Below are 25,491 nucleotides of genomic sequence, written 5' to 3'. Positions count from 1 at the left end.
CCATGATTCCTTACAAGGATCCTATGCGGCCGGCTCGCGTTCGGTCGAGGGAACGAGGACGGGCGCACTCGGCGGCGTGCGTCGTCCGGCGGAGAGATATCGGGTGAGCGCCGCCCGCACTCGCGCATCGCCGATCGCGGCCCGGTGCGCGACGAGGACGATCCCGACGACATAGGCGAGCGCCAGCGGCAGACCCCAGTGCTCCAGATGGAGCAGCTTGAGCGATCCTTCGAGCACGAAGACCGGCGGGCCGTGCAGCGCATAGACCGGGTAGGAGATGTCGCCGAGGATTTGGAACGCGGCCTCGTCGCCGGTCGTGGCGCTGCGGAAGCCGGCGGCGACCAGCAGAGGGCTGCCGACGAGCACGAACAGCACGTCGATCGGTGCCCGCTCGGGCAGCAGGAGGACGGCGCCGAGCCCGGCCAGCAGCAGCCACGGCGGAATACGGCCGAGGCTCGCCGGGACAAGATGGCGGTGGCGATAGAGCAGCACGCCGAGCGGAAAGGAGAACATCACCCGCGCGAAGCCGAGATCGATCGTCCGCCACGACCAGCCGAAGTTGATCGTGCCCAGCGTCAGCACCCCCGCGATCACGACGGCCCCACTGATCGCCGCCACCAGCATCAGCAGGCGGTCGCTCAGGTGACGGTGGAAGATCGCGAACAGGAGGTTCGCGACGATCTCGAACGAGAGCGACCAGGCGGGACCGTCGAGCGGGAAGGTGAAGTCGAGGCTGCCGTTGAACGGCGACGGGATCCAGAGCGCCGCCAGCACGAACGAGGCAAGCGTCTCCAGCCCGCTGAGCTTGCTGTGCCCGGCGGCCATCAGCAGCAGCTGGACGCCCAGGCCGACGAACAGACCGGCCAGGAACAGCGGGTACATGCGGATCAGCCGCCGCCGGGCGAAGTCACCGACCGTCATGCCCTCGGCGAGCGGCCGGTCATAGGCTGCGGCGACGACGAAGCCGCTCAGCACGAAGAACAGGTCGACCGCGAGCGGCCCGGCGCAGTCGTAGCCGAGCACGCGGTGGAGGTGGAACCACACCACCGCGATCGCAGCGATGCCGCGCATCGCGTCCAGCGCCAGATAACGCCTCCGGTCCTGCATCGATCCCGCCCCTGGGAACGCGCGAACTCATTGTCGCGCCGGAATGATACCGGGTCCGAGCGACGAAGCCGATCCTCCCTCCGGCGGTAGCGGCGGATTTTCGGGGTTAGGGCGGCTAATTAAGCCCCTCCCGGACGGGCAGCCACCACCGCCGTTGCACCGGCGCAGGATCGGCGTATCCCTTGCGCATGAAGAAGTCCGCGCAACCTACGATCAACGATGTCGCCCGCGTGGCGGGGGTCTCCAAGAAGACGGTCAGCCGGGTGATCAACCGCTCGCCGCTACTCAACGACGAGACGCGCCGGAAGGTCGAGGAGGTGATCAGCGATCTCGGCTACATCCCCAATCCTCAGGCGCGCGCGCTGGCGCTCCGGCGCAATTTTCTGATCGGCCTCGTCCACGACAACCCCAATGCCCAGACCGTGATGAACGTGCAGCAGGGCATGCTGGAGGCGCTGCACGGCACCGAGTTCGAGATGGTGGTGCGCCCGCTCAACCGCGGTTCGGCGACGATGCTGGACGACCTGCGCCATTTCCTCGAGCGGCAGCGGCTGTTCGGCGTGCTGCTGATGCCGCCGGTCAGCGAGAACGATACCGTCGCCGAGCTGTGCGACGCGATCGGTTGCCGCTACGTGCGCATGGGGTCGGCGATGCTCGACAGCGACGAGCATATGGTCGCTTCCAACGATCGCGAGGCGGTGCGCGCCGCGACCGACTATCTGATCGCGCAGGGTCATCGCCGCATCGGGCTGGTGAGCGGCCCGCACGGTTTCCGCTCGGCGCGCGAGCGGCGGACGGGGTTCGAGGAGGCGCTGTCCGCCGCCGGGATCGCGCTCCCGCGCAGCATGGTCGCGGACGGCAACTACACCTTCGAATCGGGCATGGTCGCGGCCGAGCGGCTGCTCGACCTGATGCCGCGGCCGACCGCGATCTTCTCCTCGAACGACGAGATGGCGGCGGGCGTGGTCCATGTCGCGCGCCAGCGCGGGCTCGACGTGCCGCGCGATCTGTCGGTGATCGGATTCGACGATACGCCGATCGCCGCGCATATCTGGCCGCCGCTGACGACGGTGCGCTGGCCGATCGCCTCGATGGCGCGGTCGGCCGCGCTCAAGCTGATCGCGGACCCGGTCGACAACGACGAGAATGTCGTGCAGGAGCCGTCGATGTTCCTGTCGACGCTCATCCGCCGCGCATCGGTCGCGCCGCCGCGCGATTGAAAGGGCGGATGAGGCGGCGGGAGCGGTTGCACCGTGACCCGGGACGGATCGATATTCAGCCTTCGCCCTCTCCCCTCCTTCAGGAGGGGAGAGGGTTGCGCAGACTTAGCGGCTGCGGAGCAGACGCTTAGTCGGAGCTGGGAGAGGGGTGGGGGCCTGCGTAGCAGGCGCGCGAGGCTTCGCCTCGCTCTACCCCTCTCCCAACCTCCGCTAGGCGCGCAAGCGCGCCAAGCTGCGGTATCCCTCTCCCCTATCAAGGGGAGAGGGCAAAAGCTGAATATCGATCCGCCCCAGTAGTTGCACCGCAACCTGACACCGGTTACCAGGGCGCCCGCGGCGCTCCTGAGAAAGCGTGAGGAGACGATGTGATGGCACGGCGACTGGAGCTCGACCCCGATCGGCTGTTTCCGGCGGACGCGGCGACACGCGCGATTGCCCGCAGCCTATACGCCGGCATCGCCGAGCTGCCGATCGTGAGTCCGCACGGCCATACCGATCCGCGCTGGTTCGCCGAGGATACGGCGTGGACCGACGCGACCACGCTGCTGCTCGCGCCCGACCATTATCTCTACCGGATGCTCTACAGCCAGGGCATCGCGCTGGATGCGCTCGGCGTGCCCGACCGCAACGGGACGCCGGCGACCGATCCGCGCGCGGCGTGGCGGCTGTTCGCGGCCAACTACCACCTGTTCCGCGGTACGCCGTCGCGGCTGTGGCTCGACCACGTCTTCGCCGAGGTGTTCGGGATCGACGTCGCGCTGGAGGCGGCGACGGCCGACCATTATTACGACGCCATCGGCTCGGCCTTGGCGACCGAGGCGTTCCGCCCGCGGGCGCTGTTCGATCGGTTCCGCATCGATTTCCTCGCCACCACCGAAGGCGCGCAAGACGACCTCGGCCATCATCATGCGATCCGCCGCTCGGGCTGGGGAGGGCGCGTCGTCACCACCTATCGCCCCGACGGCGTGATCGACGTCGAGCATGAGGCATTCAAGCCCGCGATGGCGCGCTTCGCCGAGCTGACCGGCGAGGACGTCTACGGCTGGAGCGGCTATCTCGCCGCGCACCGCAAGCGTCGCGCCGATTTCCGCGCGGCGGGCGCCACCGCGACCGATCACGGCCATCCCACCGCCGCCACCGCCAACCTGTCGCCGCAGGAGGCGGAGGCGCTGTTCCGCCGCATCGTCGGCGGCGACTGGACTCCGGCCGACGCCGAGCTGTTCCGCGCGCAGATGCTGACCGAGATGGCGGCGATGTCGGTCGAGGACGGCATGGTGATGCAGATCCACCCCGGTTCCTGTCGCAATCACAATGCCGGCCTGTTCGCCAGCCACGGCCGCGACAAGGGCGCCGACATCCCGACGCGCACCGACTATGTCCACGCGCTGAAGCCGCTGCTCGACCGCTTCGGCAACGAGAGCCGGCTGTCGGTGATCCTGTTCACGCTCGACGAGAGCACCTACGCGCGCGAGCTGGCGCCGCTCGCCGGCCATTACCCGTGCCTGAAGCTGGGGCCCGCTTGGTGGTTCCACGACAGTCCGGAGGGGATGCGCCGCTTCCGCGAGATGACCACCGAGACCGCCGGCTTCTACAACACCGTCGGCTTCAACGACGACACCCGCGCCTTCCTGTCGATCCCGGCGCGGCATGACGTCGCGCGGCGGGTTGACTGCGCGTTCCTGGCGCGGTTGGTGGCCGAGGGTCGCCTGGCCGACTGGGAAGCGGCCGAGCTGGCCGAGGAGCTGACCAGCGGCCTGGTGCGCCGCGCCTACAAGATCGACGACCCCCATTTCGCCGCCCAGGCGGCCTGACCCGAAGACGGAGCCTCGTTCATGTTCGACCGGACCTATTACGCCACGCATCCCGACATGATGGAGTGCGTCAGCAACGAGGAGCTGCGCGACCGTTACCTGATCCAGGACCTGTTCCGCGCCGGCGAGTGCGTGCTGAACTACACCCACGCCGACCGCTTCGTGATCGGCGGCGTCGCGGTGGGGGCGAGCCCGGTCAAGCTGCCCGACCAGACCGAGCCGCCGTCGGCTGCGGGCCATCCGTTCCTCGAGCGGCGCGAGCTGGCGATCGTCAACGTCGGCAAGGTGGACGGCACCGTCACCGTCGACGGCGAGGCGTTCACGCTCGGCAACAAGGATTGCCTCTACGTCACCATGGGGGCGAAGGACGTGCAGTTTTCGGGCGAGGGCGCGCGCTTCTACCTGGCCTCCTGCCCGGCGCATAAGGCGTTCCAGACGCGCAAGCTCTCGATCGCCGACGCCAACGCGCTGGAGCGCGGCAGCCTGGAGGAATCGAACGAGCGCACCATCTTCCAGCTCGTCATCCCGGGCGTGTGCGACAGCGCGCAGCTGGTGATGGGGCTGACCGTGCTCAAGCCCGGCAGCGTGTGGAACACCATGCCGCCGCACATCCATGAGCGCCGCAGCGAGATCTATTTCTACTTCGAGCTCGACAATACCGACACCGACCGCGTGATGCACTTCATGGGCGAGGGCGAGGCGACCCGGCACATCGTCATGCAGAACGAGGAGGCGGTGATCTCCCCGCCGTGGTCGATCCACATGGGCGCCGGGACCAAGTCCTATGCCTTCATCTGGGCGATGGCCGGCGAGAACCAGGACTATACCGACATGAACGTCCTCGACATCTGCCAGCTCGCATGACCAGTCCCTTCGATCTTTCCGGCAAGGTGGCGGTGGTCACCGGGGCCAACACCGGCATCGGCCAGGCGATCGCGCTGGCGCTGGCGGAGGCGGGGGCGGACATCGCCGCCGTCGGCCGCACGCCGGCGAGCGAGACCGTGGAGAAGGCGCGCGCGCTCGGCCGGCGCGCCGAGATCGTCTCCGCCGACCTCTCGACCATCGAACCTGTGCAAAGGGTCGTGGATGAGACTGTGGACAAGCTCGGTGGGCTAGATGTCCTCGTCAACAACGCCGGCATCATCCGCCGCGCCGACGCTGTCGACTTTACCGAGGAGGATTGGGACGCGGTGGTCGACACCAACCTCAAGTCGGTGTTCTTCCTCTGCCAGGCGGCAGGTCGGCACATGATCGCGCAGGGATCGGGCAAGATCATCAACATCGCCTCGATGCTGACCTTCCAGGGCGGCATCCGCGTGCCGAGCTACACCGCGTCCAAGTCGGGCATCGGCGGCCTCACCAAGCTGCTCGCCAACGAATGGGCGGCCAAGGGCGTCAGCGTCAACGCGATCGCGCCCGGCTATATCTCGACCAACAACACCGCCGCGCTGCAGGCGGACGAGGTGCGCAACAAGGCGATCCTCGACCGCATTCCGGCGGGGCGCTGGGGCGATGCCAGCGACCTCGGCGGCGCCGCGGTGTTCCTGGCGAGCCGTGCTTCCGATTACGTGCAAGGCCATATCCTCGCAGTGGACGGCGGCTGGCTGGCACGATGACGTTGCCGCATTCCCATCGTCACCCCGGCCTTGTGCCGGGGTCCACTATGCCCCAAGCGGCAGTCTTTGCGGCTCGGTGGATGCCGGACCAAGTCCGGCATGACGAAGGAGGTGAGGCATGACGCTTGTGGCTTTCGGTGAGATCATGCTGCGCCTGTCGCCACCGGGCCGCGAGCTCTTGCTGCAGACGCCGAAGCTCGACGTATGGGTGGCGGGCGCCGAGGCGAACCTCGTCACCGGGCTCGCGCGGCTCGGGCACGATGTGGCGATGGTGAGCGCGGTGCCGGACAACGACCTCGGCCGTGGCGCGCTGACGACGCTGCGCGGGCACGGCGTCGATTGCTCGGGCATCCAGTTGAGCGGCGAACGCATCGGCCTCTATTTCGTGACGAGCGGCGCCGGCCTCCGCGCGACCGACGTCGTCTACGACCGCGCCCATTCCGCCTTCGCCGAGGCGCCGGTCGCGAGCTGGGATTGGGACCAGTTGCTCGAAGGCGCCGACCGGCTGCACCTGTCGGGCATCACCCCGGCGCTGGGGCCGGTGCCCGCCGAGGCCGCGATCGCGGCGGCCGAAGCGGCGAGCGCACGCGGCATCCCGGTGTCGTTCGACGGCAACTGGCGCGGCAAACTGTGGGAGCGGTGGGACAGCGATCCCCGCGCGATCCTGTCGCGGCTGGTGGCCCATGCCGACCTCATGTTCGGCAACCATCGCGATATCGCGCTGCTGCTCGACAAGCCCTTCTCCGGCGACGGCGAGGCGCGGCGGCGCGAGGCGGCGGAGGCGGCTTTCGACGCCTTTCCCAAGCTCCGGACGATCGCCTCGACCGCGCGCCACGTCATCGACAGCGACCATCACCGCCTCTCTGCGCGCATCGACACGCGCGACGGCACCGCCCAGACCGAGGAGGTGGCGGTGACCGGCATCGTCGACCGGATCGGTGCCGGCGACGCCTTCGCGGTCGGCGTGCTGCACGCGCTGCGCCGCGGCGAGAGCATCGAGGTGGCGGCGCGCACCGGCCTCGCGCTCACCGTGCTCAAGCATTCGCTGCCGGGCGACGCCTCGCTGTTCGGGCAGCGCGATCTCGATCAGGCCTTGCAAGGCGGAGCCGACGTCCGGCGCTGACCCGCCGCCGTCCGCATCCGCAAATATGGGGAGGGGACGATGACGGAGGGGAATGTTTCGCGGCGCACGGTGATGGTGGCGGGGCTGGCGTTGACCTTGCCGGGCGCTGCTTGGGGGCAGTCGGGCTCCGAGGTGACCGCCCCCGCCGGAACCTTCGTCGGCGACCGGCAGGCGGACGGCGTGACGGTGTTCCGCGGCATCCGCTACGGCCGGGCGAAGCGCTTCATGGCGCCCGAGCCTGAGCCGCGCGCGCCGGCGCCGGTGCGCGCGATCGCCTTTGGTCCGTCTTGTCCGCAGGCGGGGCAGGGCTATCGCGGCGACGTGCCCGGCGTCACCGCGAGCGAGGATTGCCTCGTCCTCAACATCTGGACGACCGGGCGCGGCAGCGCGCCGAAGCCGGTGATGTTCTACATCCACGGCGGCGCCTATTCCTCCGGCACCGGATCGAGCGCGCTTTACGACGGCAGCCGGCTCGCGCGCGAGCAGGACGTGGTGGTTGTCACCGTCAACCACCGCCTCAACGCCTTCGGCTATCTCTATCTTGCCCGGCTCGATCCGCGCTTTCCCGACAGCGGCAATTGCGGCCAGCTCGACCTGATCCTCGCGCTCAAATGGGTGCAGGACAACATCGCGGCGTTCGGCGGCGATCCGAAGCGCGTGATGGTGTTCGGCCAGTCGGGCGGCGGCGCCAAGATCGCGACGATGATGGGGATGCCGGCGGCCAGGGGCCTGTTCCACCGCGCCGTCACCATGAGCGGACAGCAGGTCACCGCCTCCGGCCCGCTCAACGCCACTGCGCGCACCCGCGCCTTCCTCGCCAAGCTCGGCGATCCGGGCATTGACGCGCTGCTGGCGATGCCGGCGGAGAAGCTGGTCGACGGCCTCGCTGCGACCGACCCGATCCTCGGCGGCGGCGTCTATTTCGGGCCGGTGCTCGATATGAAGTGGCTGGCGCGCCACCCCTTCTGGCCCGATGCCAATCCGCAGTCGCTCGCCATCCCGATGATCCTCGGCAACGCGAAGCAGGAGACGGGCGCCTTCATCGCCCCGGACAGCCCGACGATGCAGGGCCTCGACTGGAGCAACATCGCCGAGCGCATGGCGCCGCAGCTGCGCATCGACATCCTGCCCGAATGGGTCGTCGCGCGATATCGCGAGCGCTATCCCACCTGGTCGCCCGAGCAGGTGATGTGGGACGCGACCACCGCCGGGCGGAGCTGGCGCGGCCAGGTGATCGAGGCGGAGGAGCGCGCCCGCGCCGGCGCGCCCGCCTGGGTCTATCAGGTCGACTTCGCCTCGCGCTCCGATCCGCGGCGGGGGGCGATGCACACGATGGATATCCCGCTCGCGTTCGGCACGCTCGACGCGCCGGGATCGCAGACCGGCACCGGCGCCGACGCGCGCGCGGCGTCCAAGGCGGTGCAGGACAGCTATGTCGCCTTCGCGCGGACCGGCGATCCCAACCATGCCGGACTGCCGCGCTGGCCCAAATACGACCTCCAGGCGCGCGCGACGATGATCTTCGACACGGCCAGCCGGGTCGAGAACGATCCGCGCCGATGGCAGCGCGAGCTGTTCGCGCGCGTGCCCTACATCCAGCCGGGGACCTGATAGGATGAAGGCGATCGACCGCCGCACGGCGATATGGGAACGATCGGTGGCGTGCTGGTTGCAACGACATGTAAAGCAGGAAATGGCGCGAACCTGCGGCGGGCTTTCCTGGAAGAGCGATCGCTTCGACGCGGGTTTCGGCGGCTTGAGAAAAATTTGCGGAACGCTGTCGATTCCTGACAAGCTCGTTCGTCGTCCCGATGAGAGGCCAAGAGGGGCCGGCTCAGAACAAGGAGACAGACGATGCGTGTGATGGTGTTCGTGAAAGCCACCGAGGACAGCGAAAAGGGCATGGCCCCCACGCCCGAGACGCTGGAGATGTTCGAGGCGATGGGCCGGTTCAACGAGGAACTGGTCAAGGCCGGCGTCTTAGTGGCCGGGGCCGGGCTCAAGCCCAGCGCCGAGGGCAAGCGCGTCGCCTTCGATGGTCCGGGCCGCACGGTCATCGACGGGCCGTTCGCCGAGACCCGCGAGCTGGTCGCCGGCTTCTGGATCTGGGAGGTCAGGGACATGGATGAAGCCGTGGCCTGGACGAAGCGCTGCCCCAATCCCATGATGGGCCCGAGCGAGATCGAGATCCGGCCGTTCTACGAGGAGGCCGATCTGGCAGAGTACGTGACGCCCGAGAAGCTGGCGACGCCCCGTGAGGGCGAGCGCGGGAAGCTCGGCGTCGCCTGATCCCGCTCGCGGGAACCCGCTTGCCCCGCCCGCGGTCCTGGCCGAAAAGGCGGCGTGACCGCGGGCGAGACGCACCAGACGATCGAGGCGACCTTCCGTATCGAGCGGGCCAGGCTCATTGCGGGCCTGGCCCGGCTGGTGCGTGATATCGACCGTGCGGAGGAGCTGGCGCAGGACGCGCTGATCGTCGCGCTCGCCGAATGGCCGAGGACGGGCGTTCCGGCCAATCCCGGCGCCTGGCTGATGACGGCGGCCAAGCGCCGCGCCATCGACGCGATCCGCCGCGACAAGATGCGGACACGCAAGCACGAGGAGATCGCGCGGGAGCAGGACGATAGCTACGACGACGAGGCGCAGGCGATCGCGGCGATGGACGACGATCTCGGCGACGAGCTGCTGGGCCTCATCTTCGCAGCCTGCCACCCCATGCTGTCGCCCGACGCCCGCGCGGCGCTCACCCTGCGGGTGGTCGGCGGCCTGACGACCGACGAGATCGCCCGCGCCTTCCTGTCGAGCGAGGCGACCATCGCTCAGCGCATCGTCCGCGCGAAGAAGGCGATCGCCAAGGCCGGATTGCGCTTCGAGGTCCCGCAGGGCGCCGAACGGACGATGCGGCTGCCCTCGGTGCTCGAAGTCGTCTATCTCATCTTCAACGAAGGCTATGCTGCCACCGCCGGCGACGACCTCGTCCGGCCGGGCCTGGCCCAGGAGGCGCAGCGGCTGGGCCGTATCCTGGCGGGGCTGATGCCCGAGGATGCCGAGGTGTTCGGCCTGCTGGCCCTGATGGAGATCCAGGCATCGCGCCTGCCGGCACGCATCGGTCCCGATGGCGCGTTCGTGCCGCTGACCGAGCAGGATCGCGGGCGCTGGGACCATTTGCTGATCGAGCGGGGCCTCGCCGCGCTGGCCCGGGCCGAAGCGCTGGCCGGCGCCGAGGATTGCGGCCCCTATGTGCTGCAGGCCGCGCTCGCCGCCTGCCACGCCCGCGCGCGCCGGGCCGAAGATACCGACTGGCCGCGCATCGCCACGCTCTATGACCGGCTGCGCGTCGTGGCGCCCTCGCCCGTAGTCGATCTCAACCGTGCGATCGCCCACAGCATGGCGTTCGGGCCCGAAGCGGGCCTCCGGCTGGTGGACGAGATCGCCGACGCCGCCGCTCTCCGCCACTATGCGCCGTTGCCGGCGGCGAGAGGCGACTTCCTGTTCCGGGCCGGCCGATTGGCCGAGGCGCGTTCCGAATTCGAGGCTGCGGCGGCGCTGACCCGCAACGCGCGCGAAAGAACCTTCCTGCTAGCACGGGCGGAGGCCTGCGACTGAGGCGCCGCCTGACCCAGCGAGGATCCGCCAATACAGCGCCAGATACTCATCCGCCATCCGGTCGACCGAGAAGCGCTCCTCCGCCGCCCGGCGGCAGGCAGTGCGGTCGATCTCGCCGATCCGCCCGATCGCCGCGACGGCCTCGTCGAGATCGCGGACGAGGAAGCCGGTCACCCCGTCCTCGATCAGCTCCGGCATCGATCCCCGCGGATAGGCGATCACCGGCGTGCCGCAGGCGAGCGCCTCGACGACCGACAGGCCGAACGGCTCCTCGAAGCCGATGAGGTGGAGCAGCGCCTTCGCCCCTCCCAGCGTCCGCGCGCGATCGGCGCCCCCGACGACGCCGAGATGGATCACGCGATCGCCGTCGACGAATGGGGCGACCTCGCGCTCGTGATAGCTCTGGTCCTGCACGATGCCCGCCATCCTCAGCTTGTGCCCCGAGGCGAGCGCGGCGCGGATCGCTTCGCCGGCGCCCTTGTCGGGGTGGATGCGGCCGAAGAAGACGAGATCGGGACCGCCCACCGGATCGAAGGGGAAATCCTCGATCCGGATGCCGTGGTGGATGGTCGCGGCATAGCTGAGGTCCGGGTGTCGGTCGGCCTCGCTGATCGCGACATAGGCGACGCGGTCGTCATAGCGCCGGTAGACCGGCACGATCCGTTCCGACGAGAAGCCGTGGATCGTCGTCACCATCGGCGTCGCGACCAGCCGCGAGAAGGCGAGCGGCATGAAATCGGCCTGATTGTGGATGAGGTCGAACTCGCCCGCGCGCTCGAACAGATGCGCGATGTGCAGGATTTCCTGCACCTTGGCGTCGAGTGTCGGGTCCTCCGAATAGCCGCGCGGCACGACCGCCTCGAGCCGGCCGGCAGTGAGTGAATCGGCGGTCGCGAACAGCGTGACGTCGACCCCGCGCGCGACCAGCGCCTCGGTGAGCAGGCTGGTCGCCAGCTCCCAGGGGCCATAGGCGCGGGGCGGGGTGCGCCATGAAATCGAGCTCAGCATCGCAACGCGCAAGCATCACCTCCTAGCGTCGGATCGATAGAATGGCTTCGTTCGGCCGCAGCCGCGTGCGGTCCGCGGGCAGGTCGCCGTGAATGGTCGAGAGGAGCGGCGCGTAGTCCCGTGCGATCTCCGGCATCGCCTGCGGTTCGCCGCCGAGGTTCAATACGACCAGGAACTCCTCCCCGCCGCCACGCCGCAGATAGGCGAGCACGTCGCCCTCGGCCTCGACGGAGGCGTAGCTGCCGATCGACAGCGCCGGGTGGCCGCGCCTGAGGCGGAGCAGGCGCCGGTAGAGGCTGAGCATCGATGCCGGGTCCTCCCGCTGCGCCGCGACATTGCGGGTCGGCCAGTCGGGATGGAGAGGCAGCCAGGGCGTGCCGGTGGTGAAGCCGGCGTTGGGCGAGCCGTCCCACGCCATCGGCGTCCGTGCGGGATCGCGGCCGAGGCCTAGGCCGGGCTCGCGCAGCTCCCTGGGATCGCGCACTTGGTCGGGGCGGAGCACCACCTCGCCGATCCCGATCTCGTCCCCCTGGTAGAGCGTCGGCGTGCCGCGCAGCGTGAGCAGCAGCATCGCCGCGACCCGCGCCTGCGCTTCGCCCAGCCGCGCGGCGACGCGGCGCGCGTCGTGGCTCCCCAGCACCCAATTGGGCCAGGCGCCGGGCGGCAGCGCGGCCTCATAGGCATCGATGAAGCTCGCGATGCCGCGTGCGTGCCACGGCGCCTCGATCAGCTCGAAGTTGAAGGGCAGGTGCACGCCCTTCGCCTGCGCGCCGTAATAGGTGACGAGCTTCGACAGCGGCAGGCAGACCTCGCCGACCAGCACCCGCTCGTCGCCGCCGCCATAGCTGTCGGCGAGCGCGCGCATCTCGGCGATCAGGTCGTGCACCTCCGGCTGGTCGGTCGAGTTGAGCTGGAGCACCATGAACTTCTCGCCCATCGACGGGTGATAGTCCGGGTTGACCGGATTGTCGGGAAAGCCCTCGGCCTTGACGATGTGCCACAGCACGTCGATGCGGAAGCCGTCGACGCCGCGGTCGAGCCAGAAACGCATCGCGTCGAACATCGCCCGGCGCAGCTCCGGGTTACGCCAGTTGAGGTCGGCCTGCTCCTTCAGGAACGCGTGGTAGTAATATTGGCCGGTCGCCGGGTCGTACTCCCAGGCCGAACCGCCGAAATCGCTCGTCCAGTTGTTGGGCGGCCCGCCGTCGGGGGCGGGATCGCGCCAGATGTACCAGTCGCGCTTGGGCGAGGCGTGCGACGAGCGGCTCTCGACGAACCAGGGGTGCCGGTCGGAGCTGTGGTTGGGCACGAAGTCGAGCAGCAGCCTGAGCCCGCGCTCGTGCGCGGCGGCGAGGAGCGCGTCGAAATCCTCGATCGTCCCGAACAGCGGGTCGACGCCGCAGTAATCGGCGACGTCATAGCCGAAATCGGCCATCGGCGAGGGAAACATCGGCGACAGCCAGATCGCGTCGACGCCGAGGTCGGCGATATGGTCGAGCCGCTGGCGGATGCCGACGAGGTCGCCGACGCCGTCGCCGTTGCTGTCCTGGAACGAGCGCGGATAGACCTGATAGACGCACCCGGCCTCCCACCATCGCTTCGTCACGTCGATACCTCCCGCTGCTTCCATTATCGATGAAGGCCCGTTTTGGTTCCTCCTTCCGGCCGCTCGCTTGCCGAGGCGGGGCGGCTGGGCGATAGGAGGCCCATGGGACTGAGCCCCGAGCGCATCGCGATCGAGATCGTCGGCTGGACCGGCGCCGCGCTGATCCTGATCGCCTATCTGCTGCTGTCGGCGGGGCGGCTCACCGGCCAGTCGCGGGTCTATCAGTGGCTGAACGTCGCCGGGGCGGCCGCCTTCGTGCTCAACAGCGGCTGGAACGGGGCGATCCCCTCGGCGACGCTCAACGTGATCTGGATGGGGATCGGGCTGTTCACGCTGTGGCGCATCCGGCAGGGGATGGCCTGAGGCGTGTTCTTCTCCTGCTTCGATTTCCGCCTCCGCTCCGAGATTCCGCTTGGCGAGCTCACGCCCGCCGACGACCCCGACGACGCGCGGCCGATCGTGGAGATCAGGCTGGACAAGCTGCCCGAGCTGCTCACGGGGGCGCCGCCGGCGGTCCATGGACTCCAGGCCGCGAACGGCGAGGCGCTGCTCACCGTCACCGGCAATGCGCGCTACCTGATCCGCGAGGGGCGGGAGATCGTCGTCGACCCGCTGCCGGGCGCGGCGGAGCGCAACGTGCGGCTGTTCCTGCTGGGATCGGCGCTCGGCATCCTCGTCTACCAGCGCGGGCTGCTGCCGCTCCACGCCAACGCGATCGTGGTCGAGGGCGGCGCGGTGGCCTTCACCGGCCAGTCGGGCGCGGGCAAGTCGACGCTCGCCGCGCATTTCCAGCGTGCCGGCTATCCCGTGCTGTGCGACGACGTCTGCGTGGTCGGCTTCGACGATGCCGGCGTGCCGCTCGCCTGGCCGGGCCTGCCGCGGCTCAAGCTGTGGGAGGACGCGGCCCACGCCTTCGGCCACGATCCCGCCGCGCTCGACCGCGCCGTCGAGGGGCTGGAGAAATTCCATGTGCCGATCGGACGGACCGCCGATGCGCGGCCGGTCCCCCTCCGCCGCCTCTATACCCTGGCGCGCGCCGAGGACGGGGAGGGCCGCATCCTGCCCCTGCGTGGCAGCGAGGCGATGGCGGCGGTGATGGAGAACAGCTACCGCGGCCTCTACCTCCCGACGCTCGGCGCGACCGCGGCGCATTTCCGGCAATGCGCGATGCTGCTCCGCCACGTCGAGGTGTTCGCCGCCACCCGCGCCTGGGGCTTCGACGTGTTCGAGCGCGAGGCGGCGATGCTCGAGCGCCACGCGGCGGGCGCGGCATGATCCGTACGGCGAAGGCGGAGGACCAGGCGGCCGTGGTCGCGCTGTGGCGCGAATGCGGGCTGACGCGCCCGTGGAACGATCCTGACCGTGATTTCGTGCTGGCAGCGGACGGCCCTGCCTCGACCGTGCTGGTCGCCGAGCGCGACGGGCGCATCGCCGGCAGCGTGATGACCGGCTTCGACGGCCATCGCGGCTGGGTCTATTACCTCGCCGTCGCGCCCGACGCGCGCCGCGCCGGCCTCGGCCGCATGCTGATGGCGGCGGCGGAGGCATGGCTGCGCGAGCGCGGCGCGCCCAAGGTCCAGCTGATGGTCCGCGAAGGCAACGACGCGGCACTCGCCTTCTACGCGGCGCTGGGGCTCGAACCGCAGCCGGTGGTGACGCTTGGTCGCTTCCTGGCGCCCGCTTCGTTGGAGACTGACGCATGACCGTTACGATCTACGGCATCCCCAACTGCGGGCGATACCGTAGGGTTGTAGACTAATCTCGCCGTGTGAAACGATGAGAGCCGCCGCATTTTTCGACAATGTGCCGATGCGAGCCAGGCTGATCGGCTGGAGCCTCTTGCTTGGTCCTCTTATCCTATTGCTGTTGATGGGGTTCTTGTTTTTGCGGCCAGAGCCGATTGCGCGAGCGGCTGTGCTGGGATGTTACCAGGCCACGGGTGCCCCTTGGCTCCGGATTGACGCAGACAGGATACGAATTGGCGAGCCGGAGCAACGCGCGTTTAGTTTTGTCGCCGAACCGGCCAAGGAAGGGTATCGGCTTGAGGTTCGGCCTGCCTTGAACCTTATTCCGCTTCCTGATGGTCGCTATATCTTCCGGTCGGAGCGCGGCATCGGGTATTTTTGGCCGTTGCTTACGTTGTCGTCGGACCGACCCGGCGAAATGCGCCACCCAGGTGATTTTGGCGGACGCTTCCGCATCGTTGCCCATGATGGCGCCGAACTAATCTACGTCCGATCGGACCCACAAACATGTCGATAAGGGAATTTCGATGACGTTAACCATGTACGGCATCCCCAACTGCGATACCGTCAAGAAGGCGCGCAAATGGCTCGATGCCGCCGGCGTGACCTATGGTTTCCACAACTACAAGACCGACGGCGCGCCGGCCGAGAAGCTCGCCGCCTGGGCGAAGGAGGTCGGCTGGGAGAAGCTGCTCAACCGCGCCGGCACCACCTTCCGCAAGCTGCCCGACGCCGACCGCGAGAATGTCGACGAGGCCAAGGCGCTCGCACTGATGGCCGAGCATCCCTCGCTCATCAAGCGCCCGGTGATCGAAGGGGCGGGGCCGTTGCTGGTCGGCTTCGATCCTGATCGTTACGGGGCCGTCTTTCCCTAGCGGAACCGCCCCCGATCCGGTACTCTTGCGACCGGACAAAGAGGGGATGACGGATGGCGACCTATCTCAAGCAGCGGCCTCCGGCGTGGTTCTGGATCGTCGCGATACTGTTCCTGCTGTGGGGAGCGATGGGGTGCTGGGCCTGCTACCAGCAATTCAGGATCGGCGCCGACGCCTGGGGTGATCCCGCCAACGCCGAATACAACCGCGCGCTCTATGCCTCGCTGCCGGCCTGGTACAATTACATCTACGCGATCGCGGTCGGCACGGCGCTGCTCGGCGCGCTGGCGCTGCTCGCGCGCTCGGCGGCGGCGCGGCTGTTGTTCATCGTCTCGGCGGTCGCGATCGTCGTGCAGTTCGGCTATGCCTTCCTCACCACCGACCTCATCGCGCACAAGGGCGCGGCGGCGGTGCTGCCGTTCCCGATCCTGATCTTCGTCATCGCGCTGGTCGAGATCTGGTTCGCCGGCCTCGCACGGCGGCGCGGCTGGATTTCCTGAGGCGGGGGCGGCCTACGGCTCCAACCATTGCCAGTAGGGAGGGCAGGCCGTAGGGCTGAGCCCCATGTCGACCACCTTCACCCTCGACACCTCGACCAGCCGCGCGCACCCCACGCCGGCGCCGATGAAGCGGCTCACCGTGCCCGCGATCACCGCGCGCAAGGGGAAGGAGCCGCTGGTGATGCTTACCGCCTATACCGCACGGATGGCGCAGCTGCTCGATTCGCACTGCGACATGCTGCTGGTCGGCGACAGCCTGGGGCAGGTGATCTATGGCCTGCCCTCGACCCTGCCGGTGACGGTGGAGATGATGTGCGCGCACGGCGCCGCGGTGGTGCGCGGCAGCTATCACGCCGTGGTGATCATCGACCTGCCGTTCGGCAGCTACGAGGGCTCGCCCGAGCAGGCCTTCGCCACCGCCTCCCGCGTGCTCGCCGAGACCGGGGCGGCCGGCGTGAAGCTGGAGGGCGGCGAGACGATGGCCGAGACCGTCGCCTTCCTCACCCGGCGCGGCATCCCGGTGATGGGGCATGTCGGCCTGACGCCGCAGGCGGTGAACGCGCTCGGCGGCTATGGCGCGCGCGGGCGCTCCAACGCGGAACACGCGCAGATCATCGACGATGCCCGCGCGATCGCTGAGGCCGGCGCCTTCTCGATGGTGGTGGAGGGCGTGGTCGAGCCGCTGGCCAGGGAGATCGTCGCCGCGGTCGGCTGCCCGGTGATCGGCATCGGCGCCTCGGCCGAATGCGACGGCCAGGTGCTGGTGATCGACGACATGCTCGGCATGTTCGAGCGCACCGCCCGCTTCGTGAAGCGCTACGAGGATTTCGCCGGCCGCATTTCCGCCGCGGTCGAGACCTATGCGGGCGAGGTGCGGGCGCGCGAATTCCCCGGTCCCGAACAGGTATACGCGCCGAAACCCTGAACGCTTTCCCTTCGGCCAGCACGCGGCTAAGGTCCGCCGCCGATCATCCCCCTGGAGTAGCCTGTCCGTGGCGCTGAGCCCGCAATCCAACGAAGCATTCTTCCGCGAGGTCGACGATGAGCTGCGCCGCGATCAGGCGGTCGCGCTGTGGCGCCGCTGGGGCATCGCCATCGTCGCCGTGGTCGTGCTGGCGCTCGCCGCGTTCGGCGGCTGGCTCTATTGGCAGTCGCACCGCGAGGCCAAGGCCGGCGAGCAGAGCATCACCTTCAACAAGGCGCTCGACGAGCTCGGCAACCGGCGGACCGAGGCTGCGCGCCCGATGCTCGAGCAGCTCGCGAAGGAGGGGACGCCGGGCTATGCCGCGCTCTCCAAGTTCACGCTCGCGGACCTCGCGCTCCAGAAGAACGACCTCAAGGCCGCCGCGGCCAGGTTCGCCGAGGTCGCGAACGACGGCTCGGCCGCCGAGCCGCTGCGCAACCTCGCGCTCATCCGCCAGACGCTGGCCGAATATGATTCGCTCCAGCCGCAGGTGGTGATCGACCGCCTGCGCCCCTTTGCCGTCAAGGGAAACCCCTATTTCGCGAGCGCGGCGGAGATGACCGCGGTCGCCTATCTGCGCACGGGCCGCAAGGACCTGGCCGGCCGCCTGTTCGGCGACATCGCCAAGGATGAGACGGTGCCGGCGTCGGTTCGTCAACGCGCGGTTCAGATGGCCGGCGTACTGGGGGTCGACGCGGTCGCGCAACCTGAGGAAAAGAAGGCTCAATGAGGAAGTTTGTCACCGCGTGCACCGCGCTCGCGTTGGTTGCGGGCCTGAGCGGCTGCGGCGTCTTCAAGGGCGGCAAGAAGAAGACGCCGGTGCTCGGCGAACGCGTGCCGATCCTGATGAGCGAGAATTCGATCTCGCCCGACAAGTCGATCGCCGCGATCGAGGTGGTGCTGCCGCCGCCGGCCGCCAACGAGAGCTGGAACCAGCCGGGCGGGAACGCCGCCAAGTCGATGGGCCATCTCGCGCTCGCCGATGCGCCGCGTCAGATCTGGCGCGCGCAGATTCCGGGCGGCGACACCCGCGTCCGTCTGGCGGCCGCGCCGACCGTCGACGGCGGTAAGCTGTTCGTGATGGACACGGAGGGCGCAGTCCATGCCTTCGACGCCAATACCGGCGCGAAGCTGTGGACGGTCGAGACTGCGGCCGCCGGCAAGGACAAGAAGGAAGCCAAGAAGAATGCCCGCGCCCGCTTCGGCGGCGGCGCCAGCGCCGAGGGCGGCAAGGTGTTCGCGACCAACGGGCTCGGCGACGTGGTGGCGCTCGATGCCAGCAACGGCGCGGTGCTCTGGCGCGCCAAGCCCGGCGGTCCGCTGCGCGGCGCGCCGACGCTCGCCAACGGCAACATCTATGTGCTGAGCCAGGACAACCAGCTGTTCGCGCTCAACCAGGCCGACGGCAGCGTGGTGTGGACGCAGGCGGGCAGCCTCGAATCGCAGGGCGTGTTCGGCGTCGCCGCCCCCGCCGCGGCGCAGGGCACCGTCGTCGCCGGCTTCTCCTCGGGCGAGCTCAACGCATACCGTTATGAGAACGGCAGCAGTGTCTGGGCCGATACGCTGTCGCGCAGCAGCATCTCGACCTCGGTATCGAGCCTGTCCGACATCGACGCCGAGCCGGTGATCGACCAGGGCCGCGCCTATGCCGTCGGCCAGGGCGGCCGCATGGTGGCGCTGGAACTGGTGACCGGCCAGCGCCTGTGGGAACAGAACCTCGCCGGCATCTCGACGCCATGGGTCGCGGGCGAGTGGATCTTCGTCGTCACCGACGATGCCCGCCTGATCTGCCTCGCGCGCGCCAGCGGCAAGATCCGCTGGATCAGCCAGCTGCGCAAATACCGCAAGGAGAAGAAGCAGAAGGACCCGATCGCGTGGATCGGCCCGGTGCTTGCCGGCGGCAAGCTGTGGCTGGCGAATTCGCAAGGCCAGATCGTCTCGGCGTCGCCCACCGACGGCACTGTCGGCTACACGCTCGAGACCAAGGGCCGCTTCGGCCTGCCGCTGATGGTGGCGAATTCGACGCTCTATTCGCTGAACGACAAGGGCGGGCTGACGGCGTATCGCTAGGTCTCGACCCTCCGTCGTCATGCCGGACTTGTTCCGGCATCCACGTTTCCGCGAGGAATAGCGTCGAGATTCCGGCAATATTCTCGAAACCAGTCCTCGACTGCATCGTGGGCCCCGGCACAAGTCCGGGGTGACGGTCGAGGCCGCCGCTAAGCCGGTCAGTGAGCGCCCTTGCGCCCCAACTGGGCAACCCGCGCATCGACTTCCGCCTTCACCGCGGGCGTCACGAACTTGGCGATGTCGCCGCCGTAGATGGCGATCTCCTTGACCAGCCGGCTCGCGATCGGCTGCAGCGAGACGTCGGCCATCAGGAACACCGTCTCGACGCGGCTGTTGAGCTGCTGGTTCATGCCCGCCATCTGATATTCGTACTCGAAGTCGGCGACGGCGCGCAGGCCGCGCACGATGACGCTCGCGCCCTCGCGCTCGGCGAAGTCCATCAGCAGCGAATCGAAGCCGACGACATGGATCTCGCCGTTGCCGATCGCCGCCACCTCGCGCTGCACCATCGCCATCCGCTCCTCGACCGAGAACATCGGCGACTTCGACGGGTTGGTGGTGACGCCGATCACCAACCGGTCGACCAGCTTCGCGCCGCGGCGGATGATGTCCATATGGCCCAGCGTGATCGGGTCGAAGGTGCCGGGGTAGACGCCGATTCGGGTCATTTAGCGGTCTCTCTCCAGAACATAGCGCGCGACGTCGCGCAGTAGGTCGGCCTCGGGTCCGTAGCTGCGCAGATGCTCCACCGCCTGCTCGACCAGCAGCGCCGCCTGGGCCCGCGCGCGGTCGAGGCCGAGCAGGGTGACGAAGGTCTCCTTGCCGGCCGCCTCATCCTTGCGCAGCCGCTTGCCGGTGGCATCCTCGCTGCCCTCGACGTCGAGAATGTCGTCGGCGATCTGGAAGGCGAGGCCGATGTCGCGGGCATAGCCGCGCAGCCCCGTGCGCGCCTCGGGCGGCACGCGGCCGAGGATCGCGCCCGCCTCGACCGAGCAGCCGATCAGCGCGCCGGTCTTGAGCGCCTGGAGCCGGGTGACGGTGGCGAGGTCGAAGCTCGCCTTCTCCGCCTCGAGGTCCATCATCTGGCCGCCGGCCATGCCCGCCGGGCCGGCGGCGCGGGCGATCTCGCCGACCAGCTCGATACGGACGAAGGGGTCGGGATGGGTCGCCTCATGCGCGGCGACCTCGAAGGCGAGCGCGTGGAGGCTGTCGCCGGCCAGGATCGCGGTCGCCTCGTCGAAGGCGCGGTGGACGGTCGGCTTGCCGCGGCGCATGTCGTCGTCGTCCATCGCCGGCAGGTCGTCGTGGACCAGGCTGTAGACGTGGATGCACTCGATCGCGGTGGCGGCGCGCGCGGCGCAGTCGCGGTCGACGCCGAACATGCCCGCGGTCGACATGGTCAGGAAGGGGCGCAGCCGCTTGCCGCCGCCGATCGCGACGTGGCGCATGGCGCGGTAGAGGTCCGCGCGCGGATCGTCGGGGACGGCGAGCAGCAGGTCGAGCTGGCGGTCGACTTCCGCCGCCGCCTCGCGCAGCGCGGCGCCGAGCGCCAGCGACGCCTGCGCCACCGCCGTCCTCACCCGGCGTTGAACGGGGTGGTGCCGGCGGGCTGCCCGTTCGCATCGAGCCTTACCGCCTCGATCCGCGCCTGCGCCGCATCGAGCCGTGCGGCGCATTGCCGGCGCAGCTTGTCCCCCCGTTCGTAGAGCGCGATCGCCTCGTCGAGCGCGGCGTCGCCGCTCTCCAGCCGGGCGACGATCGCCTCCAGCTCCTTGAGCGCCTCCTCGAACGAAAGCGCCTCGACCGCACTGTCCTCTGTCATGGCGCCGCTATGCGGCAGGGGCGGGGGGGATTGCAACAACTCCTCCCCGGCACGGGGAGGGGGACCATCGCGCAGCGATGGTGGAGGGGGCCCTGATCTTGGCGATTCGTTTGCGGAGAGCCCCCTCCACCACCGCCTTCGGCGGCGGTCCCCCTCCCCGTGCCGGGGAGGAACTTAGTTGCCCATAACTTCCGCCTTCAGATCCTTCCGGCTGAGCTTCCCGATCATCGTCTTGGGCAGCGTCAGCCGCACCACCACCTCGTCCACCCGCTCGTGCTTGCCGAGCTGCGGGTTGAGCCAGTCGCGCAGCTCCTCGCCGGTCGCCGCCGCGCCGTCGAGCAGCGTGACATAGGCGCGCGGATGCTCGCCGCGGTAAGGATCGGGCAGGCCGAGCACCAACGCCTCCTTCACCGCCGGATGGTGGTGGAGCAGCGCTTCGATCTGGCTTGGGAACACCTTGAAGCCGCTGACCGCGATCATGTCCTTGAGGCGGTCGACGATGCGGATATAGCCATCCTCGTCGATCGTGCCGACGTCGCCGGTGCGCAGCCAGCGCGTGCCCTCGGCATCGTCGACGAATACCTCGGCATCGGCGTCGGGACGCTGCCAATAGCCCTTCATGATCTGCGGCCCCGCGGCGACGATTTCGCCCGGCTCGCCCTCGGGCGGTGGGCGGGTCGGGTCCTCCTTGTCGACCAGATGGACGCGCGTGCCGGGGATCGGCTGGCCGATGCCGGGCTTCATCGGGCCGGCATAGGGATTGGCCGAGAGCACGCCTGAGCTCTCCGACAGGCCATAGCCCTCGATCAGCGTCGATCCGGTCGCCGCCTCGAACCGCGTCTTGAGTTCGGCGGGCAGCGGCGCGCCGCCCGAGATGCAGAATTTGACCGAGGAGAAATCGGTGCGGCCGAACCGCGGGTTGTCGAGCAGCGCCTGGTACATCGTCGGCACGCCCGGCATCGCGCGCGGCCGCGTGCGCTGGATCGCGGCGAGCACCTGGCCGGCGTCGAAGCGCGGCAGCATGATGATCTCGCCGCCCTTGATCACGGTGCGGTTGAGCACGCAGGTGTTGGCGAAGACGTGGAAGAAGGGCAGCACGCCCAGCACCGTGTCCGCCTCCTCCGGATGCGGATCGAGCAGCGCTACCTGCCGCGCGTTGGCCGACAGGTTCTGGTGGCTCAGCATCGCGCCCTTGGGGGTGCCGGTGGTGCCGCCGGTGTACTGGATCAGCGCGAGGTCGCGATCGGGGTCGAGGTCCGGACTCGGGCAGGCGCCGTCGTTGGCGATCAGTCTGGAGAAGGCGATGATGCGCTCGTCGTGCGGGCGCGGGGTCACCTCGCGGCCGCGGAACAGGCGGTAGAACAGCGACTTTGCCGGCGGCAGCGCACCCGCGACCGATCCCACCACCAGCCGCTCGAGGCTGCTCGCCTCCAGCACCTTGAGCGCGTTGGGCAGCAGTGCGGTGGCGGAGAGGGTGAAGAGGAGGCGCGTGCCCGAGTCGGCGACCTGGTGGGCCAGCTCCTCCACGGTGTAGAGCGGCGAGAAGTTGACCACCGTCGCACCGAGCTTGAGGATGCCGTAATAGGCGGCGACGTAATGCGGCACATTGGGCAGGAACAGTCCGATGCGGTCGCCCGGCCCATAGCCCAGCGCTTTCAGGCCGCAGGCGACGCGGTTGGCGCCGTCCAGCGTCTCGGCATAGCTGTAGCGGCGGCCGAGGAAGTCGAGCAGCGGCGCGTCCGGCACCCGCGCCGCCGTCTCCTCGAACAGCGCGACCATCGTCGTCGGCGGGAAGTCACGATCCCAGGGGACGGGATGGTGATAGGCGCTGCGCCAGGCGGACTCGGGCTCGCTCATTGACACGAATGTAAGCGGACCCGGCGGTGAAAATCTAGGGGCGCGCCGGCCGAATCCTCGCTTCATGGCGAGGGTTTGCGCCTTGACCTTACGGAATCAGGTGCTCGCCGGACCAGGTCACCAGCAGATTTATCGCGACCACGCCGGTATCGATGGCGGTTCGCACCTGATGCGGCGCGAGATCGGTCGCGTCATGGGTGAGGATGCGGATGTCGACGGTCGGATGCCGCACCGCCGCGACCAGCAGCAAGGCGGCGAGGATGATGAACGCTACGCTGCGATTCCGCATGGGGCCGCCATAGCCGAGCTACCGGGCGGCGGCAACGATCAGGCGGCGAGGGATCGCCCGCGCCGTGCACGGTCGCGGCCGGCAGACTTGGCGTCGAACAGCGCGCGGTCGGCGCAATGGTAAAGCCGTTTCCAGTCGACCTCGTCCGTGAGCGGGCCGAGGCAGCTGCCGATACTGGAGGTGACGGTCAGGTCGAACGGCATCCGCGCCGACCTCAGCTTGGCGAGGATGCGCTCGGCGTCGATCGGCATGTCGGCGGCGGCGACGATCGCGAACTCCTCGCCGCCGATCCGCGCAACCAGTGCGCCGGTCGGCACCAGGGTCCGCAGCACGCGGGCGTAGACGCGCAGCACCTCGTCGCCGCCGTCATGGCCGAGCGTCTCGTTGACCCGCTTGAAATGGTCGATGTCGATGACGTGGAGCTGCTGCTCGCCCTCGCGCCCGATCGCCTGGGACAGGAAGGCGCGGCGGTTGAGCAGGCCGGTCAGCGGATCGGTGTCGGCCAGCCGCCGCGCGAGCGTCTCGCCCGCCAGCGCCTCGTCGCGCTCGCGGCTCAGCATCCACACGCGATAGGCGATGGCGATGCTGGACAGCAGCGCCTCGATCCCCAGCGACAGCACGGTCGAATTGTCGAGCCAGAAATTGGTCGGGATGACGTGCAGTGCCGCCAACACGCGCGCCATCGAGAAGACGATCGGCGCCGCCCAGGCGACCGCGAACATCCACAGATAGTCGCTCTTCTGCCGCCACGCAGACCACAGGATCGGCCCGACCATCGCCAGCCCGGTGAGGAAGCTCCACGAATAGATCGCATCCGCAAGCGGCGTGGCGAGATAGGACAGCGGCCAGAACAGCACCGCCACCGTTAGCAGCAAGACGATCGCCGCGCGGGTCAGCGCGCTGAGCCGGGGCGTGAACACCCTGGGCTCGAAGAAGGACCGCGCGAACGCCAGCGCCGCCGCGGCGATGATGCCGAGCAGCAGGTAGTTGATCCGGAGCCGGACGTTGTTGTCGATCCCCGGCCACGCCCAGGCGAGCGCGCCCGAGGAGGAGAAGGTATAGGCCAGCATCGCCCCGACCATGACGCAATAGGCAAGCTGGAACCGGTGGCGGAGCGCCCCCCAGATCGCGAGATTGTAGACGAGCAGGGCGATGGCGAGGCCGGCGAAACCGCTGTAGATCGCCGCCATCGCCAGGTTGGCGCGCTCGGCTGCCGGGGGATTGGCGATCCGCTGCCCGAGCAGGATGCCGCGGACGTTCGACGCCCCCTCGACGTGCCAGAGCAGCCGCGTGACCGGCGCCGGTCGTGCCGGCAGCGCGAACTCGATGATCGCGCCGAGCTGGACGTGGCGCGACAGCGTGGCGCTGGTGGTGGGGATCGTCTCGACATGGCCGTCCGCGTAGAGCGCGTGCAGCGTCAGCGCCCGCTGCCACAGACTCAGCACGCGCACGCGGACCTCACCGTTGCCGAGCGCGGCCGGGACGGGTGCGGACAGTGCCCAATAGTCGCCTGGGCCATGACGATGCTGCGGAGAAGCGCAGTCGTAGGGGAGGCGGCCGCGCAGCGCTTCTGCGGCGGTCGAGCCGGGCAGGGCCGGGGCGATGCACACCGGAAGCGGGAGCACCTCGGGCGCAGCCGAAGTCGCCGCGCTCGCGCCCAACGGCAAGGCGAGCGCGAGCAGCAGCGCGCCGATCAACCTGACAATGCGAACCCCCGGCATGGCTTCCCCCGTAAGCACCTATGCCAAACAAGCCGTTAAGCGCGTTTTGTTGCCGGAATCCCTGCTCCGACGCAATCAGCGGCGCGCACCGTGGCGGACCGAGACGATCTCCACTCACTCGCGATGAACCCGATAGCGAATCAGGTAGGGATAAACGACGGAGAGCTGCCGCAATCCGCGGCCGATCCTGCGTCCCTTGTGCGGGAAATCGGCGAGGCCTTGGGCTGCGGAAATGATACGATTCGATATTCGCCCGGCAGCGTCTGGATCGAACTGCTCGATATAGAGGCCGATCCGGTCAAGTTCGTCGATCGCGCGATCCGACCAATCTACTCGCCGCACTTAGGTCTCGGCAGCCGATTGCCTGTTCCCCACGACTTAAGCCAACGGATCACCGCCTCATTGCTGACGGTCCGTCCGGCGTCCAGGTCGGCGATGCCGGCGAGGTCGGCCTCGTCGAGCTCGTCGTCCGGCCCAATCTCATAAAGACCCACCAGGGGTTCGCTCTCGAACCCCTGGCGGTCCTCGCCGACCTTGCGGTCGCCGGCCAT

27 protein-coding genes and 1 pseudogene are annotated in these 25,491 nt (G+C 69.0%); 17 read left to right on the top strand and 11 right to left on the bottom strand.

Annotated elements, in window-relative coordinates; genetic code table 11:
* Positions 1-21: 21 nt before the first annotated feature.
* Positions 22-1,107 (bottom strand): acyltransferase family protein, encoded by a 1,086-nt coding sequence (locus LZK98_RS16920; RefSeq protein WP_233783690.1) that lies wholly within the window; start codon positions 1,105-1,107, stop codon positions 22-24.
* 188 nt (positions 1,108-1,295) lie between these two features.
* Between LZK98_RS16920 and LZK98_RS16915 the strand changes: the two genes are divergently transcribed.
* The 9 genes and pseudogenes from LZK98_RS16915 to LZK98_RS16875 all read left to right on the top strand — a co-directional run bounded on the left by LZK98_RS16915 (position 1,296) and on the right by LZK98_RS16875 (position 10,483).
* Positions 1,296-2,327 (top strand): LacI family DNA-binding transcriptional regulator, encoded by a 1,032-nt coding sequence (locus LZK98_RS16915; protein ID WP_233783689.1) that lies wholly within the window; start codon positions 1,296-1,298, stop codon positions 2,325-2,327.
* A gap of 368 nt (positions 2,328-2,695) precedes the next feature.
* The gene (gene uxaC, locus LZK98_RS16910; RefSeq protein WP_233783688.1) at positions 2,696-4,138 is read left to right on the top strand and encodes a glucuronate isomerase; all 1,443 of its coding nucleotides are present in this window, start codon (positions 2,696-2,698) and stop codon (positions 4,136-4,138) included.
* A gap of 21 nt (positions 4,139-4,159) precedes the next feature.
* Entirely contained in the window at positions 4,160-5,002 is an 843-nt protein-coding gene (gene kduI / locus LZK98_RS16905; RefSeq protein WP_233783687.1) for a 5-dehydro-4-deoxy-D-glucuronate isomerase, read from the top strand.
* Positions 4,999-5,754: a 2-dehydro-3-deoxy-D-gluconate 5-dehydrogenase KduD gene (gene kduD, locus LZK98_RS16900; RefSeq protein WP_233783686.1), complete on the top strand. Its 756-nt coding sequence runs from the start codon at positions 4,999-5,001 to the stop codon at positions 5,752-5,754. Before kduI ends, kduD begins: the two co-directional genes overlap by 4 nt.
* Positions 5,755-5,872: 118 nt before the next feature.
* Entirely contained in the window at positions 5,873-6,877 is a 1,005-nt protein-coding gene (locus LZK98_RS16895; protein ID WP_233783685.1) for a sugar kinase, read from the top strand.
* A 39-nt stretch (positions 6,878-6,916) separates the two neighbouring features.
* Positions 6,917-8,488, top strand: a complete 1,572-nt coding sequence (locus tag LZK98_RS16890) for a carboxylesterase/lipase family protein (RefSeq protein ID WP_233783684.1) — start codon at positions 6,917-6,919, stop codon at positions 8,486-8,488.
* Positions 8,489-8,492: 4 nt separating this feature from the next.
* Entirely contained in the window at positions 8,493-8,741 is a 249-nt protein-coding gene (locus LZK98_RS16885; protein ID WP_233783683.1) for a hypothetical protein, read from the top strand.
* Positions 8,732-9,094: pseudogene (locus LZK98_RS16880) on the top strand (YciI family protein); the annotation flags it as partial. The gene LZK98_RS16885 and the pseudogene LZK98_RS16880, both read left to right, overlap by 10 nt.
* A 126-nt stretch (positions 9,095-9,220) precedes the next feature.
* Positions 9,221-10,483: an RNA polymerase sigma factor gene (locus LZK98_RS16875; RefSeq protein WP_233783681.1), complete on the top strand. Its 1,263-nt coding sequence runs from the start codon at positions 9,221-9,223 to the stop codon at positions 10,481-10,483.
* On the opposite strand, the gene LZK98_RS16870 is transcribed toward LZK98_RS16875, so the two are convergent.
* Positions 10,457-11,503 carry a glycosyltransferase family 4 protein gene (locus LZK98_RS16870; protein ID WP_233783680.1) on the bottom strand — a complete coding sequence of 349 codons (1,047 nt, stop codon included), beginning with the start codon at positions 11,501-11,503 and terminating at the stop codon, positions 10,457-10,459. The genes LZK98_RS16875 and LZK98_RS16870 overlap by 27 nt on opposite strands.
* A 10-nt stretch (positions 11,504-11,513) precedes the next feature.
* Entirely contained in the window at positions 11,514-13,121 is a 1,608-nt protein-coding gene (locus tag LZK98_RS16865; protein ID WP_233783679.1) for an alpha-amylase family glycosyl hydrolase, read from the bottom strand.
* 78 nt (positions 13,122-13,199) lie between these two features.
* Between LZK98_RS16865 and LZK98_RS16860 the strand changes: the two genes are divergently transcribed.
* The 8 genes from LZK98_RS16860 (at position 13,200) to LZK98_RS16825 (ending at position 19,251) form a co-directional block, all read left to right on the top strand.
* On the top strand, positions 13,200-13,460 hold the full coding sequence (locus tag LZK98_RS16860; RefSeq protein WP_233783678.1) for a CBU_0592 family membrane protein: 261 nt from the start codon (positions 13,200-13,202) through the stop codon (positions 13,458-13,460).
* A 3-nt stretch (positions 13,461-13,463) separates the two neighbouring features.
* Positions 13,464-14,372 (top strand): phosphoenolpyruvate carboxykinase (ATP), encoded by a 909-nt coding sequence (locus tag LZK98_RS16855; protein ID WP_233783677.1) that lies wholly within the window; start codon positions 13,464-13,466, stop codon positions 14,370-14,372.
* Positions 14,369-14,800 carry a GNAT family acetyltransferase gene (locus LZK98_RS16850; protein WP_233783676.1) on the top strand — a complete coding sequence of 144 codons (432 nt, stop codon included), beginning with the start codon at positions 14,369-14,371 and terminating at the stop codon, positions 14,798-14,800. The genes LZK98_RS16855 and LZK98_RS16850 overlap by 4 nt, the downstream gene beginning before the upstream one ends.
* 569 nt (positions 14,801-15,369) lie before the next feature.
* Complete coding sequence (locus LZK98_RS16845; RefSeq protein ID WP_233783675.1) at positions 15,370-15,717, top strand: ArsC family reductase; 348 nt, start codon at positions 15,370-15,372, stop codon at positions 15,715-15,717.
* A 53-nt stretch (positions 15,718-15,770) separates the two neighbouring features.
* Complete coding sequence (locus LZK98_RS16840; RefSeq protein ID WP_233783674.1) at positions 15,771-16,217, top strand: hypothetical protein; 447 nt, start codon at positions 15,771-15,773, stop codon at positions 16,215-16,217.
* Positions 16,218-16,281: 64 nt separating this feature from the next.
* Positions 16,282-17,142 (top strand): 3-methyl-2-oxobutanoate hydroxymethyltransferase, encoded by an 861-nt coding sequence (gene panB, locus LZK98_RS16835; protein WP_233783673.1) that lies wholly within the window; start codon positions 16,282-16,284, stop codon positions 17,140-17,142.
* A gap of 67 nt (positions 17,143-17,209) precedes the next feature.
* Positions 17,210-17,911: a tetratricopeptide repeat protein gene (locus LZK98_RS16830; protein ID WP_233783672.1), complete on the top strand. Its 702-nt coding sequence runs from the start codon at positions 17,210-17,212 to the stop codon at positions 17,909-17,911.
* A complete protein-coding gene (locus tag LZK98_RS16825; protein WP_233783671.1) occupies positions 17,908-19,251 on the top strand; it encodes a PQQ-binding-like beta-propeller repeat protein in 1,344 nt (447 codons plus the stop codon). Before LZK98_RS16830 ends, LZK98_RS16825 begins: the two co-directional genes overlap by 4 nt.
* A 158-nt stretch (positions 19,252-19,409) precedes the next feature.
* On the opposite strand, the gene coaD is transcribed toward LZK98_RS16825, so the two are convergent.
* From coaD to LZK98_RS16785, 8 genes are all read right to left on the bottom strand, one after another.
* Positions 19,410-19,919 (bottom strand): pantetheine-phosphate adenylyltransferase, encoded by a 510-nt coding sequence (gene coaD, locus LZK98_RS16820; RefSeq protein ID WP_233783670.1) that lies wholly within the window; start codon positions 19,917-19,919, stop codon positions 19,410-19,412.
* Positions 19,920-20,819: a polyprenyl synthetase family protein gene (locus LZK98_RS16815; protein WP_233783669.1), complete on the bottom strand. Its 900-nt coding sequence runs from the start codon at positions 20,817-20,819 to the stop codon at positions 19,920-19,922.
* A gap of 8 nt (positions 20,820-20,827) precedes the next feature.
* Complete coding sequence (locus LZK98_RS16810) at positions 20,828-21,073, bottom strand: exodeoxyribonuclease VII small subunit (protein ID WP_233783668.1); 246 nt, start codon at positions 21,071-21,073, stop codon at positions 20,828-20,830.
* Positions 21,074-21,247: 174 nt separating this feature from the next.
* Positions 21,248-22,930, bottom strand: a complete 1,683-nt coding sequence (locus LZK98_RS16805) for a long-chain-fatty-acid--CoA ligase (RefSeq protein WP_233783667.1) — start codon at positions 22,928-22,930, stop codon at positions 21,248-21,250.
* A gap of 88 nt (positions 22,931-23,018) precedes the next feature.
* Complete coding sequence (locus tag LZK98_RS16800) at positions 23,019-23,219, bottom strand: hypothetical protein (RefSeq protein ID WP_233783666.1); 201 nt, start codon at positions 23,217-23,219, stop codon at positions 23,019-23,021.
* A gap of 38 nt (positions 23,220-23,257) precedes the next feature.
* Complete coding sequence (locus tag LZK98_RS16795) at positions 23,258-24,940, bottom strand: sensor domain-containing diguanylate cyclase (protein WP_233783665.1); 1,683 nt, start codon at positions 24,938-24,940, stop codon at positions 23,258-23,260.
* 114 nt (positions 24,941-25,054) lie between these two features.
* Positions 25,055-25,282, bottom strand: coding sequence for a type II toxin-antitoxin system RelE/ParE family toxin (locus LZK98_RS16790; RefSeq protein ID WP_233783664.1), 228 nt, complete (start codon positions 25,280-25,282; stop codon positions 25,055-25,057).
* Positions 25,270-25,491: a CopG family transcriptional regulator gene (locus LZK98_RS16785; protein ID WP_233783663.1), complete on the bottom strand. Its 222-nt coding sequence runs from the start codon at positions 25,489-25,491 to the stop codon at positions 25,270-25,272. Before LZK98_RS16785 ends, LZK98_RS16790 begins: the two co-directional genes overlap by 13 nt.

Source organism: Sphingomonas cannabina, assembly GCF_021391395.1.
Classification (GTDB): domain Bacteria; phylum Pseudomonadota; class Alphaproteobacteria; order Sphingomonadales; family Sphingomonadaceae; genus Sphingomonas; species Sphingomonas cannabina.
The sequence above is the reverse complement of the archived record's forward strand: the minus strand, read 5'-3'. Positions and strand labels throughout refer to the sequence as shown.